Below are 15,688 nucleotides of genomic sequence, written 5' to 3'. Positions count from 1 at the left end.
GAAGACCGATCCCAAGGGAGACAGGACGTGTCCCGTCAGGTGTTCCTCTACGACCCGCCGGAGCGTTTCGTGGCCGGCACGGTCGGGCTGCCTGGACGCCGTACGTTCTTCCTGCAGGCTTCCGCCGCAGGGCGCGTCACCAGCGTCGCTCTGGAGAAGACCCAGGTCGCCGCGCTGGCCGAGCGGATCGACGAGCTCCTGGACGAGGTGGTGCGCCGCACCGGGGGAAACGCGCCCGTGCCGGCCATGGCCCCTGCGGACGTCGCCGACACCGCGCCGCTCGACATCCCGGTCGAGGAGGAGTTCCGCGTCGGCACGATGGCGCTGGCGTGGGACGGCGAGGAACAGCGCATGATCGTTGAGGCGCAGGCGCTGGTCGAGCTGGACGCGGACTCCGAGGAGGACCTCGCGGAGGCCGAGGAGCGGCTGCTCCAGGACGAGGAGAACGGCCCCCCGATGCTGCGCGTCCGGCTCACCGGTGCCCAGGCCAGGGCGTTCGCCAAGCGTGCGCTGGACGTGGTGAACGCAGGCCGCCCGCCGTGCCCGCTGTGCAGTCTGCCGCTCGATCCGGAAGGACACGTATGCCCGCGCCAGAACGGATACCGACGGGGCGCGTGAGCGCGGGCGACATGCTCACGCTCCTGACGAAGGGTGAGCTCACCATCCGCGGCCAGGTGCGCGAGGCGTCCAACGCGGTGCTCTTCTGCTCCGTGGCGTACGAGGGCGACGAGATCCACTGCGTCTACAAGCCGATCGCCGGCGAGCGCCCGCTGTGGGACTTCCCCGACGGCACCCTCGCCCAGCGCGAAGTGGCGGCGTACGAGCTCTCCGAAGCCACCGGCTGGGGGCTGGTGCCGCCCACCGTGCTCCGTGACGGGCCCTACGGCCAGGGCATGGTCCAGCTGTGGATCGAGGCCGACCCCGAGGCAGCGCTGCTCGCGCTCGTCGAGGACGAGGAGCCGGGCGAGGGCTGGAAGGCGGTCGGCTTCGCCGACGTCGGCGAAGGGCGCACGGCCCTGCTCGTCCACGCCGACGACGAGCGGCTGCGCCGTCTTGCCGTGCTCGACGCGGTGATCAACAACGGTGACCGCAAGGGCGGCCATCTGCTGCCCACGGCCGACGGGGCGCTGTACGCCATCGACCACGGTGTCACGTTCAACGCCGAGGACAAGCTGCGGACGCTCCTGTGGGGCTGGGCGGGGGAGCCGCTGCCCGAGGAGGCGACCCGGGCGCTCGCGTCGGTGGCCGCCGCGCTCGTGGACGGTGCGGCGCTCGCTGCTCGTCTGGCCGAATTGCTCACTCCCGACGAGGTCGCCGCCGTACGGGACCGTGTGGCGGCCCTGCTGACCTCCGGGACCCATCCCGTGCCGTCGGGCGAGTGGCCTGCGATTCCCTGGCCGCCGGTGTAGAAGCCCCGGCAGGCATACCTCGCGTTCGATCGCAAGAGTGCCCAACCGGTCAAGAGCAGTGATCCGGTTCGTATGCGGAACATGCGTCCGGTTAGGCTCGTGGCATGCATGCCTGGCCCGCTTCTGAGGTCCCCGCCCTGCCCGGCAAGGGCCGCGACCTCCGGATCCACGACACCGCGACCGACGGTCTGGTGACCCTTGACCCCGGTCCCGTCGCCCGTATCTACGTCTGCGGCATCACGCCGTACGACGCGACCCACCTGGGTCACGCGGCGACCTACAACGCGTTCGACCTTGTGCAGCGCGTGTGGCTCGACACCAAGCGGCAGGTTCACTACGTCCAGAACGTGACGGACGTCGACGATCCGCTGCTCGAGCGCGCGATCCGCGACGGGCACGACTGGACCGAGCTCGCCGAGCGCGAAACGGCGCTGTTCCGCGAGGACATGACCGCGCTGCGGATGCTCCCCCCGCAGCACTACATCGGTGCCGTCGAGGCGATACCGGGCATCGTTCCGCTGGTGGAACGGCTCAGGGACGCCGGCGCCGCCTATGAACTCGAAGGCGACATCTACTTCTCCGTGGAGGCGGACCCGCACTTCGGCGAGGTCTCCCGCCTCGACGCCGAGGCGATGCGCCTGCTGTCCGCGGAGCGCGGTGGCGACCCGGACCGCCCGGGCAAGAAGAACCCCCTCGACCCGATGCTGTGGATGGCCGCCCGCGAGGGCGAGCCCAGCTGGGACGGCGCCAGTCTCGGTCTCGGCAGGCCCGGCTGGCACATCGAGTGCGTGGCCATCGCCCTGGACCACCTCGGCATGGGCTTCGACGTGCAGGGCGGCGGCTCCGACCTCGCCTTCCCGCACCACGAGATGGGCGCCTCACACGCGCAGGTGCTCACCGGCGAGCACCCCTTCGCCAAGGCCTACGTCCATGCGGGCATGGTCGCCCTCCACGGCGAGAAGATGTCCAAATCCAAGGGCAACCTCGTCTTCGTCTCCGCGCTGCGCCGTGACGGCGTCGATCCCGCCGCGATCCGGCTCGCCCTGCTCTCGCGCCACTACCGGGCCGACTGGGAGTGGACGGACAGCGTGCTGCGGGACGCGGTCGAGCGGCTCGGGCGCTGGCGCGCGGCCGTCTCGCGGCCCGACGGCCCGTCCGCGGACACCCTGGTCGAGGAGATCCGCGAGGCGCTCGCGAACGACCTCGACGCCCCCGCCGCGCTGGCCGCGGTGGACCGCTGGGCCGCACGCCAGCAGTCCGAGGGCGGCACGGACGAAGGCGCTCCCGGGCTGGCGTCCCGCGCTGTCGACGCTCTGCTGGGCGTCGCGCTGTAGGGCCCCTCGGCCGGGCGGCCCGGCTCCACCGGCTAACGGTGGACGACACCGAAGTACGACGGCTGTCGACCGGGCCGAGCGGCGCAACGCACGGCGGGGTGGCACCGGCCCGGTGCCACCCCGCCGTGCGTGTCCCTCGCTCAGTCCTCGGACGACCCCGTCGCCTCGCCGCCGTCGTCCTCACGGTCCGCCTCCGGCGGCTCGGCACCGGGCTCCGCAGGGCCCGGCTCCGAGCGGGGCGGCGCCGGTGGGCGGGTACGCCCGCTGGAGGTGTCGCGCAGGTACGAGCTGCCCTCGCCCCCGTCGGTGGCGTGGCCGGAGCCGGAGCCAGGGCCGCCGTCGCGCCGCCGGAGATAGCGCTCGAACTCACGGGCGATGGCCTCGCCGGACGCCTCGGGCAGCTCGGCGGTGTCCCGCGCCTCCTCCAGCGTCTGCACGTACTCGGCCACCTCGCTGTCCTCGGCGGCCAGTTGGTCCACGCCCAACTGCCAGGCCCGTGCGTCCTCGGGGAGTTCGCCCAGGGGGATGCGCAGGTCGATCAGGTCCTCCAGGCGGTTCAGCAGCGCCAGCGTGGCCTTGGGATTGGGCGGCTGGGACACGTAGTGCGGGACCGCGGCCCACAGGCTCACCGCCGGGACCCCGGCGTGGGTGCACGCCTCCTGGAGGATGCCCACGATGCCGGTCGGACCTTCGTAGCGCGTCTCCTCCAGGTCCATCGTCCGCGCCAGCTCCGGGTCGGAAGTGATGCCGCTGACAGGGACCGGCCGCGTGTGCGGGGTGTCACCGAGCAGCGCGCCGAGGATCACGACCATCTCGACGCCGAGCTCGTGGGCGAAGCCCAGGATCTCGTTGCAGAACGAACGCCAGCGCATGGACGGTTCGATGCCCCGGACCAGGACCAGGTCGCGCGGCTTGTCGCCACCGATGCGGACCACGGAGAGCCGGGTGGTGGGCCAGGTGATCTTCCGTACACCGCTGTCCAGCCACACCGTGGGCCGGTTGACCTGGAAGTCGTAGTAGTCCTCGGCGTCGAGCGCCGCGAACACCTCGCCCTTCCATTCCCGGTCCAGGTGAGCGACCGCGGTGGAGGCGGCGTCGCCGGCGTCGTTCCAGCCCTCGAACGCGGCCACCATGACCGGGTCGATCAGCTCGGGTACCCCCTCGAGCTCGATCACCCAGGCCTCCTTCCGAAGTTCCCTTTAGTACGTCCCAACCTTACGGCTTACCGGGTGCCCGGCCGCAGCCCCCTTGCACGCCCGGGTGAACTTCTCGGCAAGGGGCACATGCCAAGCATGCGAACGGCTGGACCGCTCATTCATCCGAGCTGTACGCGGAAAATCCTGCACCGACGTCGGGCTGTGTCGTCATGGCGGCGCCATGCATCCGATGTCCAGGAGAGGTCCGATGTTCTCGCATGGGGCACCGGATCAAGGAGCCGACCAGCCCGGACGACGAGCTCGGCCACGCCGCCGTACGCGGGCCGGCCCGGCAAGGTCGCCACCGGCGAACACGTCCCCAGCCGTGTCGTCTTCGATCAGCTCGTGCAGGCCGGGGCCGTCGACCCCGTGCAGGTCGACGCGGCCCGCGTCGCGGGCGTCAACGAGAACACAGGGGGGCCGGCCCCCGGCCGGAGAAGCGCGCTACAGCGTCGACCGCAGCCGCTGCTCCACGCTCGCCACATGCACCGTCGCCCACGACCGCGCCGCCTCCGCGTCGCGGTCCCGCAGGGCCGACAGGATCGCCCGGTGTTCGTGGAGCGTGCGGCTCACCGCGTCCTTCTGGGTCAGGCCGCGCCAGATGCGGGCAAGGGTCGCGGGGCCGGCCAGGCCGTCCAGCAGGGAGTACAGCACCGAGTTCCCCGAGGACTTGGCGATGCCGCGGTGGAACTCCAGGTCCGCCGCGGCCAGTTCCTCCACCGGCGGTTGCGGCCCCAGCGCGTCCAACTGATCGACCAGGGCGCCCAGTTCGGCCTCGCCGATCCGCGCCGCCGCCATCGCCGTGGCCGCCGGCTCCAGAATGCGCCGCACCGCGAGGAACTCCAGCACCGTGTCGTCCTGGTGGAAGTCGGCGACGAAGGTCAGTGGCTCCAGGAGCAGTTGCGGGTCGAGGCTCGTCACATAGGTGCCATCGCCCTGTCGCACGTCGAGGATGCGGAGCAGGGAGAGCGCCCGCACCGCCTCGCGCAGTGAGTTCCGCGACAGGCCCAGCTCCGCGGCCAGCTCGCTCTCCTTGGGGAGCCGGTCGCCCGGGCGCAGCGCACCGGAGACGATCATCCCCTTGATCTTCTGGATGGCCTCGTCGGTGACCGCCACGGCGACCTCCATACATCCGATGCATAGACCGATCATGCCGCCTGCAACCATCCTTGGACACGGTCTTCTCCCGCCCGGTCCGCCGGTCGGCAGGGCCGTTGCCAGAAGCTGACGAAGTCCACTGCCTCCCTGCCCCGCGCCTCACCCTCGGGGGAAGGAAACCTCATGACGACTGTGGCCGCCGCGCCTGCCCCCTCCTCCTCGACAGCCGCGCGGCTGGAGCGACTTCCTCACTCGCGCTGGCACGTCAAAGTCCGGTTCCTGATCGGAGCCGTCACGTTCTTCGAGGCGTTCGACCAACTGCTGGCCGCCTCCGCCCTCCCCGCCCTGAGGAGCGAGTGGCACCTGACGACGGGGCAGGCCACCGTCGCGCTGACCGCGTCCTCGGTCGGCATGCTCCTCGGCGCGCTCGTGGCCGGCTGGCTCGGCGACCGGATCGGGCGGGTGCGCACGGTCGCCCTCGGAGTCGCCGTGACGGGTCTCGCCTCACTGGCCGTCGCCTTCACCGGCGGCGTCGAGACCTTCTCGCTGTTCCGCTTCGTCCAGGGCATCGGCATCGGCGGCGTCGTCCCCGTGGCCGCCACGTACATCAACGAGATCGCACGCTCCGACAGGCGCGGCCGGTTCGTGCTCCTGTACGAGGTCGTCTTCCCGGCCGGCCTGGCGACGGCCACCCTCGTCGCCGTGTGGGTGGTGCCCCATCTCGGCTGGCGCGCGATGTTCGTCATCGGCACCATGCCCGTCCTGTTCGCCGCACTGCTGCCGCGGTACGTGGCCGAGTCCCCGCGCTGGCTGCTCGCCCGGGGCCGTGTGGAGGAGGCGGAGGAGGCCATGGCTCGCATCGAGGCCGAGGTCGTTCAGGCCACGCGGGAGCCGCTGCCCGCCCCGGTGCTCGCCGTGCGGGCCGAGGAGACCTCGCAGGGGCGCCTTCGTGAACTCTTCGCGGGCCGCTACCTGCGCCGGACGGCGGTCGTCTCCGTGCTCTGGTTCGTCGCGTACTACGTCAACCACGGCATCTCCACCTGGCTGCCGTCCCTCTACACCCAGAAATTCGGCCTCGATCTGTCCACCGCGCTCGGCTACACCCTGCTGAGCAACGTCACCGGACTGCTCGGCACGCTCCTCGTCGCGCTGGTGGTCGACCGGACGGGGCGCAGACCGGCCCTCGTCGCCGGGCTGGGCGGCAGCATGGTCGTCCTCGGGAGGCTGGCCCTGGCCGGCGGCGGCTCCGGCTCCCAGGTCGCGCTCTTCGCGTCGGGCACGACCTTCTTCCTGTACGCGGTCAACACCGGGCTCTACCTGTACTCGCCCGAGCTCTACCCGACCCGCAACCGTGCCAAGGGCGCCGCGTTCGGCGGTCTGTGGAACCGCCTCGGGGTCATCCTCGGCCCGGTCACCGTGGGAGCGGTCCTTGCCGCGGGCGGCAGCCTGAGCCTGATCTTCGGGCACTTCGCCGCTGTTGCGGCGGTGGGGGCGGTCGTCGCCCTGCTCGCCGTCGAGACCAAGGGCAGAACGCTGGAGGAACTCAACTCCTGACAGCGGCAGGGGCGGGGGCCCGGCCGTGGGGGCCCCCCACAAATTGCCGGGGGGGGAAGATTTGGCCGAACCGGCGCGCGCCGTCCGCCGCGGGCGGGGGGCCCCCGGGCCCCCGGGCCACCCCCGGGCCACACGGGTGTCTAAAAAAACCGCGCCCCGGGGGGGGGGGGGCCCCCCCCGGGGGCCCCCCCCCCCACATGTGCCGTGTGGCTACTTCTTGCCGAGCACGTCCTCGACCCTTCCGCGGATCTCGTCCGTCGCGAGTCCCCGGATCGTCAGCGTCGTACGGCGGCGCAGCACGTCGTCCGCCGTCTCGGCCCACTCGTGGTCGCGCGCGTACACGACCTGCGCCCAGATCTCCGGGGCGTCCGGGTGGATGCGCTCGGCCAGCGCCGGGTCCTCGCTCGCCATACGGGCTATGTCGAACGACAGCGAGCCGTAGTGCGTGGCGAGGTGGCGGGCGGTGTCGGCCGCCATGCGCGGGCCGGGCGTACCGCCGTCCACCAGGAGACGGTGCGCCACGGCGTTCGGGTTGGCGATACCGGGCAGCGGCAGCTTCTTCGGCAGCTGTGCGATCGGCTCCATGTCCTCCGCGAGCGGCCGTCCCGGCAGCTCGGCCAGCTTGTTCATCACCGTGCGGCCGATGTGGCGGAAGGTCGTCCACTTGCCGCCGGCCACCGACAGCATGCCGCCGCTGCCCTCGGTGACGACGGTCTCCCGCTTGGCCTTGGAGGTGTCGCCGGGACCGCCGGGCAGGACGCGCAGACCGGCGAAGGAGTACGTGATCAGATCGCGCGACAGCTGCTGGTCGCGGATCGAGAACGCGGCCTCGTCCAGGATCTGGGTGATGTCCTTCTCGTTGACCGCGACGTCCGCCGGGTCGCCCTCGAACTCCTCGTCCGTCGTACCGAGCAGCAGCATGTCCTCCCAGGGCAGGGCGAACGTGATGCGGTACTTGTCGATCGGAGTGGCGAGCGCGGCCTTCCACGGGGAGGTGCGCTTGAGAACCAGGTGCGCGCCCTTCGACAGACGGATGGAGGGAGCCGCGTTCGGGTCCTCCATCCGGCGCAGGTGGTCGACCCACGGACCGGTCGCGTTGAGTACCAGGCGGGCGTCGACGCCGAACTCGGTGCCGTTGGTACGGTCCTTGAGCTCCGCGCCGGTGACCCGGCCGCGGGTGAAGCGCAGCCCGGTGACCTCGGCGTGGTTGATGACGGTCGCCCCGGCCTCGACGGCCGCACGGACCGTCATCAGCGCCATGCGCGCGTCGTTCATCTGGTCGTCGCCGTAGACCGCGACGGCCTTGAGATTGTCGGTGCGCAGCTCGGGCACGTCGGCCGCGGCCTTCGCCGGGCTGAGCAGGTGGCCGACGCCGTCACCGAACGCGGAGAGCGCGGAGTAGGCGAAGACGCCGGCCCCGAGCTTGGCGGCACCGTGCGGGCCGCCCTTGTAGACGGGCAGGTAGAAGGTGAGCGGGTTCGCCAGGTGCGGCGCCACCTGGCGGGAGACCGCACGCCGCTCGAAGTGGTTCTCCGCGACCAGCTTCACCGCGCCGGTCTGCAGGTAGCGCAGACCGCCGTGGAGCAGCTTGGACGAGGCGGAGGAGGTGGCGCCGGCGAAGTCGCCGGCGTCCACCAGAGCCACCCGCAGCCCGGACTGCGCCGCATGCCAGGCGGTGGAGATGCCCAGGATGCCGCCGCCGATCACCAGGAGGTCGTACGTCGCCGTGGAGAGCTGCTCCCGGGTCTCGGCGCGGCTCGCTGCCTTGAAGGAGGACACCGTCGAGCCGGAGGCCGGGTGCGTCCCGTGGTCAGGGACGCTCTGCAGGGTGGTCATCATTGCTCCTCGTCAGTTTTCCTCGTCGAGCCAGCCCATGGTCCGCTCCACGGCCTTGAGCCAGCTCTTGTACTCGCTGTCACGCTTGTCAGCGTCCATGCGGGGGGTCCACTCGGCGGCCCTGCGCCAGTTGGCGCGCAGCGCGTCGGTGTCCGGCCAGAAGCCGACGGCCAGGCCGGCGGCGTAGGCGGCGCCGAGGCAGGTCGTCTCGGCGACCATCGGGCGCACCACGGGGGCGTCCAGGAAGTCCGAGAGGGTCTGCATCAGCAGGTTGTTGGAGGTCATGCCGCCGTCGACCTTGAGCGCGGTGAGCTCGACGCCGGAGTCCTTCGTCATGGCGTCGGTGATCTCACGGGTCTGCCAGGCGGTGGCCTCGAGAACGGCGCGCGCGATGTGCGCCTTGGTGACGTACCGGGTCAGGCCGGCGATCACACCGCGGGCGTCGGAGCGCCAGTACGGGGCGAACAGACCGGAGAAGGCCGGCACGAAGTAGGCGCCGCCGTTGTCCTCGACCGAGGAGGCGAGGGTCTCGATCTCGGCGGCGGAGTTGATCAGGCCCATCTGGTCGCGCATCCACTGCACCAGCGAACCGGTGACGGCGATCGAACCCTCCAGGGCGTACACCGCCTCCTGGTCGCCGATGCGGTATCCGACGGTGGTCAGCAGGCCGTTGTAGGAGTTGACGGGCTCGTTACCGGTGTTCATCAGCATGAAGGTGCCGGTGCCGTACGTGGACTTGGCCTCGCCCTGCGAGAAGCAGGTCTGGCCGAACAGGGCCGCCTGCTGGTCGCCCAGCGCGGAGGCGACCGGGATGCCGTCCAGTGCGCCGCCCTTGGCGAGGCCGTAGACCTCGGCGGAGGAGCGGATCTCCGGCAGGATCGCCGCCGGCACCTCCATGGACTGAAGGATCTTCTCGTCCCACTCCATGGTGTGCAGGTTCATCAGCATGGTGCGGGAGGCGTTGGTGACGTCGGTGACGTGCACACCGCCGTCGACTCCACCCGTCAGGTTCCAGATGACCCAGGAGTCCATGGTGCCGAAGAGGATCTCGCCGCGCTCGGCGCGCTCCCGCAGCCCCTCGACGTTGTCGAGCAGCCAGCGGGCTTTCGGTCCGGCGAAGTACGAGGCCAGCGGCAGGCCGGTCTCACGGCGGAAGCGGTCCTGGCCCACGTTGCGGCCGAGGTCCTTGCACAGGGCGTCGGTGCGGGTGTCCTGCCAGACGATGGCGTTGTGGACGGGCTCGCCGGTGTTCTTGTCCCACAGCAGCGTCGTCTCGCGCTGGTTGGTGATGCCGATGGCCTTGACGTCGGCGGAGGTGATGCCGGCCTTGTCGATGGCTCCGGCCACGACCTCCTGGACGTTGGCCCAGATCTCGGCGGCGTCGTGCTCCACCCAGCCCGGCTTCGGGAAGATCTGCTCGTGCTCCTTCTGGTCGACGGAGACGATGCGCCCGTCCTTGTCGAAGACGATGCAGCGGCTGGAGGTGGTGCCCTGGTCGATGGCCGCGATGAACGGGCCGGTGGTGTGTGCGTCGGTCACGGTGTGCTCCTGCTCAGGTCTCGGGGAATACGGCTCGTGCTGCTGATCCGGCTCACGCGAACGCGATGTTGTAGATACCCGCGGCGATTGCCGCACCGATCAGGGGACCGGCGACGGGGATCCAGGCGTAGCCCCAGTCGGAGCCGCCCTTGTTCGGGAGCGGGAGCAGGGCGTGCACGATGCGCGGGCCCAGGTCGCGGGCGGGGTTGATGGCGTAGCCGGTGGGGCCGCCGAGCGAGAGACCGATACCGACGACCGCGAGGGCGACGATCAGTCCGCCGATCGGGCCGAGGCCCTCGCCGCTGTTGTTGAGGCCCTGGGTGAGCACGGCCAGGACCAGCACGACCGTGCCGATGATCTCGGTGGCGAGGTTCTGCCAGACGCTGCGGACCTCGGGGCCGGTGGAGAAGACGCCGAGGACCGGGCCGGCCTTGGCGGCGCTCCCGTCGTGCGGCCCCTCGATGGCCTTCTCGGCCGGGTCGCCCACGATCTCGGGGTCGGTCAGGTGCGCCTGGAACTGGCCGTAGTAGGCGATCCAGACCAGCGCGGCACCGATCATGGCGCCGAGCAGTTGTCCGGCTATGTAGACCGGGACGTTGCCCCAGTCGTTGTCCTTGATCGCGATGCCGAGGGTGACGGCCGGGTTGAGGTGGGCGCCGGACAGGGCACCCGTCATGTAGACCGCGGTCATGACCGCGAATCCCCACCCGAAGGTGATGGCCAGCCAGCCGGCGTTCTGCGCCTTCGAGCGCTTGAGTACGACGGCGGCGACAACGCCGCCACCGAGCAGGATGAGTACGGCGGTACCGATGATCTCGCCGATGAAGATGTCGGAGTTGGACACCCGCGACTCCTTTGTCCTTCGTCCAGGGGAAGGCGAACCCCGGGTCCCTCCGGTGGTCCGCGCCCTCAGGTGAGGGCGTTTTCCGGCCTGGCGTTGTCACACTCTAGCGTTTATTGCCGTTTGGTGTTCGACAATGCCGACCGGTGAACGGCAGTTTTGTCCCCCGTTAACACGACGTCAAGAGCTGGGTTGGCCGAAAACCGGATCGTTATCCGATGATGTGCGCAGGCGCTCAGAAGCGTCCGGCGCCGAGGTCGCGCGAAACGGCGCGGGCGCACTCCCGCACCGCGGCCACCAGCTCGGACCGCAGCTCCCCGGGGCCGTCGCAGACCCGCTCCACGGCGCCCGTGATGGCCACCGCGCCGACGGGGATGCGCCGCCGGTCGTGGATGGGGGCGGCCACCGCGGCCACGCCCTCCCACGTCTCCTCCACGTCGGCCGCCCAGCCGCGGGCCCTGGTGTGATCCAGTACGGTCTCGAAGGCGTCGAGCGCGGTCACCGTCTGGGGGGTGAACGCCTTGCGCTCGACCTCGATCGCCTCGGTGTGCGCCACGGGGTCGTAGGCCGCGAGCACCTTGCCCAGAGCCGTGGAGTGCAGCGGCTGCATGGCCCCGACCTCCAGTACCTGGCGGCTGTCGTCGGGCCGGAAGACATGGTGGACGATGAGGACGCCGTGCTTGTGCAGTACGCCAAGATGCACGCTCTCGCCGCTGGAGCGCGCGAGGTCGTCGGTCCAGACGAGGGCGCGGGCCCGTAGTTCGTGCACGTCCAGGTAGCTGTTGCCGAGCCGCAGCAGCTCCGCCCCCAGCTGGTAGCGGCCGGAGGCGGTGTCCTGCTCCACGAAGCCCTCGGCCTGGAGCGTGCGCAGTATCCCGTGGGCCGTCCCCTTGGCGAGGTCCAGTGAGGAAGCGATGTCCGACAGTCCCAGCCGGCGCTCGCCGCCCGCGAGCAGCCGCAGCATCGCCGCGGCGCGCTCCAGGGACTGAATGTTCTTCGCCATCGGATCGGCCCTTCTTCAACTGCGGCTCGACGAGTAGGTTCGGCAAGCGGGGTTCGACAATGCTGAACACTATCGGTCCATGCCGACCTTGGTCATCGCAGAGTGAGTATCCTCCCACCGAGCTACCGACGGAAACCCGGATGGTGCGGTTTCGTCCGCGTCGTGGGACACCTCCACGCCGGAAGGGGCGCGCGGCTACTCTGGCTGCGTGCGTCGTCCACCCGAGGACGCAAAGCCGACAGCCGTCGCATCCCAGGGAGCACAATCCATGGCCTCGTCGCCGACCCCTTCCGCTGACAGCCGGACCCGAATCGACGCACTGCGTGAAGCGCTCGCCACCCGGGTGGTGGTGGCGGACGGTGCGATGGGCACGATGCTTCAGGCGCAGGACCCGAGTCTTGAGGACTTCGAGAACCTCGAGGGCTGCAATGAGGTCCTCAACGTCACGCGGCCCGACATCGTCCGCTCGGTCCACGAGGCCTACTTCGAGGTGGGTGTCGACTGCGTCGAGACGAACACGTTCGGTGCGAACCTCGCGGCGCTGGGGGAGTACGACATTCCCGGGCGTGTCTTCGAGCTGTCGGAGGCGGGCGCCCGCCTCGCCCGTGAGGTCGCGGACGAGTTCACGGCCTCGACCGGGCAGCAGCGCTGGGTGCTGGGTTCCATGGGCCCGGGTACCAAACTGCCGACGCTGGGCCACGCCCCTTATACGGCGCTGCGCGACGCGTACCAGCAGAACGCCGAGGGCATGATCGCCGGCGGTGCCGACGCCCTGCTCGTCGAGACGACCCAGGACCTGCTCCAGACCAAGGCCGCGATCCTCGGTGCCCGCCGCGCGCTGGACGCCACCGGCACCAGCCTGCCTCTGATCTGCTCCGTGACGGTCGAGACGACCGGCACGATGCTGCTCGGCTCGGAGATCGGCGCGGCGCTGACCGCGCTGGAGCCGCTGGGCATCGACATGATCGGTCTGAACTGTGCGACCGGTCCGGCCGAGATGAGCGAGCACCTGCGCTACCTCGCCCGCCACTCCCGCGTCCCGCTGTCCTGCATGCCGAACGCCGGCCTGCCGGTCCTCGGCAAGGACGGGGCCCATTACCCGTTGACCGCGCCCGAGCTCGCCGACGCCCAGGAGACGTTCGTCCGCGAGTACGGCCTGTCGCTGGTCGGCGGCTGCTGCGGTACGACGCCGGAGCATCTGCGCCAGGTTGTGGAGCGGGTGCGCGGCATGGAGCCCGGGGCCCGTGATCCGCGCCCGGAGCCGGGTGCCGCGTCGCTGTACCAGACGGTGCCGTTCCGGCAGGACACCGCGTACATGGCGATCGGCGAGCGGACGAACGCGAACGGCTCGAAGAAGTTCCGTGAGGCGATGCTGGAGGGCCGCTGGGACGACTGTGTGGAGATGGCCCGCGACCAGATCCGCGAGGGCGCCCACATGCTCGACCTGTGTGTCGACTACGTCGGCCGGGACGGCGTGGCGGACATGGAGGAGCTGGCGGGCCGGTTCGCCACTGCGTCGACGCTGCCGATCGTGCTGGACTCCACCGAGGTCGACGTCCTCCGGGCGGGCCTGGAGAAGCTGGGCGGGCGCGCCGTCATCAACTCGGTGAACTACGAGGACGGTGACGGTCCCGAGTCGCGTTTCGCGAAGGTGACGCGCCTGGCCCAGGAGCACGGTGCCGCGCTGATCGCGCTGACGATCGACGAGGAGGGCCAGGCCCGCAGCGTCGAGCACAAGGTGGCCGTCGCCGAGCGGATCATCGCCGACCTGACCGGCAATTGGGGCATCCATGAGTCGGACATCCTCATCGACACGCTGACCTTCACGATCTGCACGGGCCAGGAGGAGTCCCGCAAGGACGGCATCAACACCATCGGGGCCATCAGGGAACTGAAGAGGCGTCATCCCGAGGTGCAGACCACGCTCGGTCTGTCGAACATCTCCTTCGGTCTCAACCCGGCCGCCCGCATCCTGCTCAACTCCGTCTTCCTCGACGAGTGCGTGAAGGCGGGTCTGGACTCGGCGATCGTGCACGCCTCCAAGATCCTGCCGATCGCCCGCTTCGACGAGGAGCAGGTGACCACGGCGCTCGACCTGATCTACGACCGGCGCAGTGAGGGCTATGACCCGCTGCAGAAGCTGATGGCGCTGTTCGAGGGCGTCAACACCAAGTCGATGAAGGCCGGAAAGGCGGAGGAGCTGCTCGCCCTGCCGCTGGAGATGCGCCTCAAGCGGCGCATCATCGACGGTGAGAAGAACGGCCTTGAGGCGGACCTGGACGAGGCGCTGCGCGACCGGCCCGCTCTGGACATCGTCAACGACACGCTGCTGGACGGCATGAAGGTCGTCGGTGAACTCTTCGGGTCCGGCCAGATGCAGCTGCCCTTCGTGCTGCAGTCGGCCGAGGTGATGAAGACCGCGGTGGCCCACCTGGAACCGCACATGGAGAAGACCGACGACGAGGGCAAGGGCACCATCGTCCTGGCCACGGTGCGCGGCGACGTGCACGACATCGGCAAGAACCTGGTCGACATCATCCTGTCCAACAACGGCTACAACGTGGTCAATCTGGGCATCAAGCAGCCCGTCTCCGCGATCCTGGAGGCGGCGGAGGAGTACAGGGCCGATGTCATCGGCATGTCCGGCCTGCTCGTCAAGTCCACAGTGATCATGAAGGAGAACCTGGAGGAGCTCAACCAGCGCAAGATGGCCGCCGACTACCCCGTCATCCTCGGCGGTGCGGCCCTCACCCGGGCGTATGTCGAGCAGGATCTCCACGAGATCTACGAAGGCGAGGTCCGCTACGCCCGCGACGCCTTCGAGGGCCTGCGCCTGATGGACGCTCTCATCGCCGTCAAGCGCGGCGTGCCCGGCGCCGTCCTGCCTGAGCTCAAGCAGCGCCGCGTGCGTGCCACGACATCCGCGGTGGTGGAGGAGCCCGCCGCGGAAGGCGCGGTCCGCTCCGACGTGGCCACGGACAACCGGGTGCCCGAGCCGCCGTTCTGGGGCACTCGCGTCGTCAAGGGCATCCAGCTCAAGGAGTACGCCTCCTGGCTCGACGAAGGCGCACTCTTCAAGGGCCAGTGGGGCCTCAAGCAGGCCCGCACCGGCGACGGGCCCTCCTACGAGGAGCTCGTGGAGAGCGAGGGACGGCCGCGGCTGCGCGGGTGGCTGGACCAGCTGCACACGCAGAACCTGTTGGAGGCGGCCGTCGTCTACGGCTACTTCCCCTGCGTGTCCAAGGGCGACGACCTGATCCTGCTGAACGAGGACGGCTCCGAGCGGACCCGTTTCTCCTTCCCGCGCCAGCGCCGCGGCCGCAGGCTGTGCCTCGCGGACTTCTTCCGCCCGGAGGAGTCTGGCGAGACCGATGTCGTCGGCCTCCAGGTGGTCACCGTCGGCTCCCGGATCGGCGAGGAGACCGCCAAGCTCTTCGAGGCCGACTCCTACCGCGACTACCTCGAACTGCACGGGTTGTCCGTTCAGCTGGCCGAAGCCCTCGCCGAGTACTGGCACGCCCGCGTCCGCGCCGAGCTCGGTTTCGGAGGTGAGGACCCCGCGGACGTCGAGGACATGTTCGCCCTGAAGTACCGCGGCGCCCGGTTCTCCCTCGGCTACGGCGCCTGCCCCGATCTGGAGGACCGCGCCAAGATCGCGGAGCTGCTGCGGCCCGAGCGGATCGGCGTACAGCTGTCCGAAGAGTTCCAGCTGCACCCGGAGCAGTCCACGGACGCCATCGTCATTCACCACCCCGAGGCAAAGTATTTCAACGCACGCTGATCGGACGAGTCGTACACTGGTCGGTCCAGTGCAGGCCGGTCACCAGTTCTTGCGGGAGAGCCGCGGGGAGAGGTGGCCGGCCTTCTCGTCCCTTCCG

General features: G+C 70.3%; 11 protein-coding genes and 1 pseudogene. 6 read left to right on the top strand and 6 right to left on the bottom strand.

The window, feature by feature from the left end; all coding sequences use genetic code 11:
• Window positions 1-27: 27 nt before the first annotated feature.
• The 3 genes from ACH5AF_RS30555 to mshC all read left to right on the top strand — a co-directional run bounded on the left by ACH5AF_RS30555 (window position 28) and on the right by mshC (window position 2,743).
• On the top strand, window positions 28-618 hold the full coding sequence (locus tag ACH5AF_RS30555) for a DUF3090 domain-containing protein (RefSeq protein WP_215186751.1): 591 nt from the start codon (window positions 28-30) through the stop codon (window positions 616-618).
• Window positions 582-1,409, top strand: coding sequence for an SCO1664 family protein (locus ACH5AF_RS30550; protein WP_398906129.1), 828 nt, complete (start codon window positions 582-584; stop codon window positions 1,407-1,409). Before ACH5AF_RS30555 ends, ACH5AF_RS30550 begins: the two co-directional genes overlap by 37 nt.
• A gap of 104 nt (window positions 1,410-1,513) precedes the next feature.
• Entirely contained in the window at window positions 1,514-2,743 is a 1,230-nt protein-coding gene (gene mshC / locus ACH5AF_RS30545; protein WP_398906127.1) for a cysteine--1-D-myo-inosityl 2-amino-2-deoxy-alpha-D-glucopyranoside ligase, read from the top strand.
• Between the two features lie 140 nt (window positions 2,744-2,883).
• Here the strand turns inward: mshC and ACH5AF_RS30540 are convergent, their stop codons facing one another.
• Complete coding sequence (locus ACH5AF_RS30540) at window positions 2,884-3,918, bottom strand: PAC2 family protein (protein WP_398906125.1); 1,035 nt, start codon at window positions 3,916-3,918, stop codon at window positions 2,884-2,886.
• A gap of 245 nt (window positions 3,919-4,163) precedes the next feature.
• Here ACH5AF_RS30540 and ACH5AF_RS30535 point away from each other — a divergent pair.
• Window positions 4,164-4,350, top strand: a pseudogene (locus tag ACH5AF_RS30535) (enolase C-terminal domain-like protein); the annotation flags it as partial.
• Window positions 4,351-4,383: 33 nt separating this feature from the next.
• On the opposite strand, the gene ACH5AF_RS30530 reads toward ACH5AF_RS30535, so the two are convergent.
• Window positions 4,384-5,055, bottom strand: coding sequence for a FadR/GntR family transcriptional regulator (locus ACH5AF_RS30530; protein ID WP_398906235.1), 672 nt, complete (start codon window positions 5,053-5,055; stop codon window positions 4,384-4,386).
• A 165-nt stretch (window positions 5,056-5,220) separates the two neighbouring features.
• On the opposite strand from ACH5AF_RS30530, the gene ACH5AF_RS30525 reads away from it, so the two are divergent.
• Window positions 5,221-6,591: an MFS transporter gene (locus tag ACH5AF_RS30525; protein ID WP_398906123.1), complete on the top strand. Its 1,371-nt coding sequence runs from the start codon at window positions 5,221-5,223 to the stop codon at window positions 6,589-6,591.
• Between the two features lie 210 nt (window positions 6,592-6,801).
• Here ACH5AF_RS30525 and ACH5AF_RS30520 read toward each other — a convergent pair whose 3' ends face one another.
• From ACH5AF_RS30520 to ACH5AF_RS30505, 4 genes are all read right to left on the bottom strand, one after another.
• A complete protein-coding gene (locus ACH5AF_RS30520) occupies window positions 6,802-8,427 on the bottom strand; it encodes an FAD-dependent oxidoreductase (RefSeq protein ID WP_398906233.1) in 1,626 nt (541 codons plus the stop codon).
• A 12-nt stretch (window positions 8,428-8,439) separates the two neighbouring features.
• Window positions 8,440-9,966 (bottom strand): glycerol kinase GlpK, encoded by a 1,527-nt coding sequence (gene glpK, locus ACH5AF_RS30515; protein ID WP_398906121.1) that lies wholly within the window; start codon window positions 9,964-9,966, stop codon window positions 8,440-8,442.
• 52 nt (window positions 9,967-10,018) lie between these two features.
• On the bottom strand, window positions 10,019-10,810 hold the full coding sequence (locus tag ACH5AF_RS30510) for an MIP/aquaporin family protein (protein ID WP_398906119.1): 792 nt from the start codon (window positions 10,808-10,810) through the stop codon (window positions 10,019-10,021).
• Window positions 10,811-11,042: 232 nt separating this feature from the next.
• Window positions 11,043-11,810 carry an IclR family transcriptional regulator gene (locus ACH5AF_RS30505; protein WP_398906117.1) on the bottom strand — a complete coding sequence of 256 codons (768 nt, stop codon included), beginning with the start codon at window positions 11,808-11,810 and terminating at the stop codon, window positions 11,043-11,045.
• 268 nt (window positions 11,811-12,078) lie between these two features.
• On the opposite strand from ACH5AF_RS30505, the gene metH reads away from it, so the two are divergent.
• Entirely contained in the window at window positions 12,079-15,591 is a 3,513-nt protein-coding gene (metH, locus tag ACH5AF_RS30500; protein WP_398906114.1) for a methionine synthase, read from the top strand.
• Window positions 15,592-15,688: the final 97 nt, after the last annotated feature.

Origin of the sequence: Streptomyces sp. NPDC018833 (genome assembly GCF_044390825.1) — a bacterium.
Lineage (GTDB): Bacteria > Actinomycetota > Actinomycetes > Streptomycetales > Streptomycetaceae > Streptomyces.
Note: the sequence above shows the minus strand (reverse complement) of the source record. Positions and strands in the feature narration are given on the sequence as shown.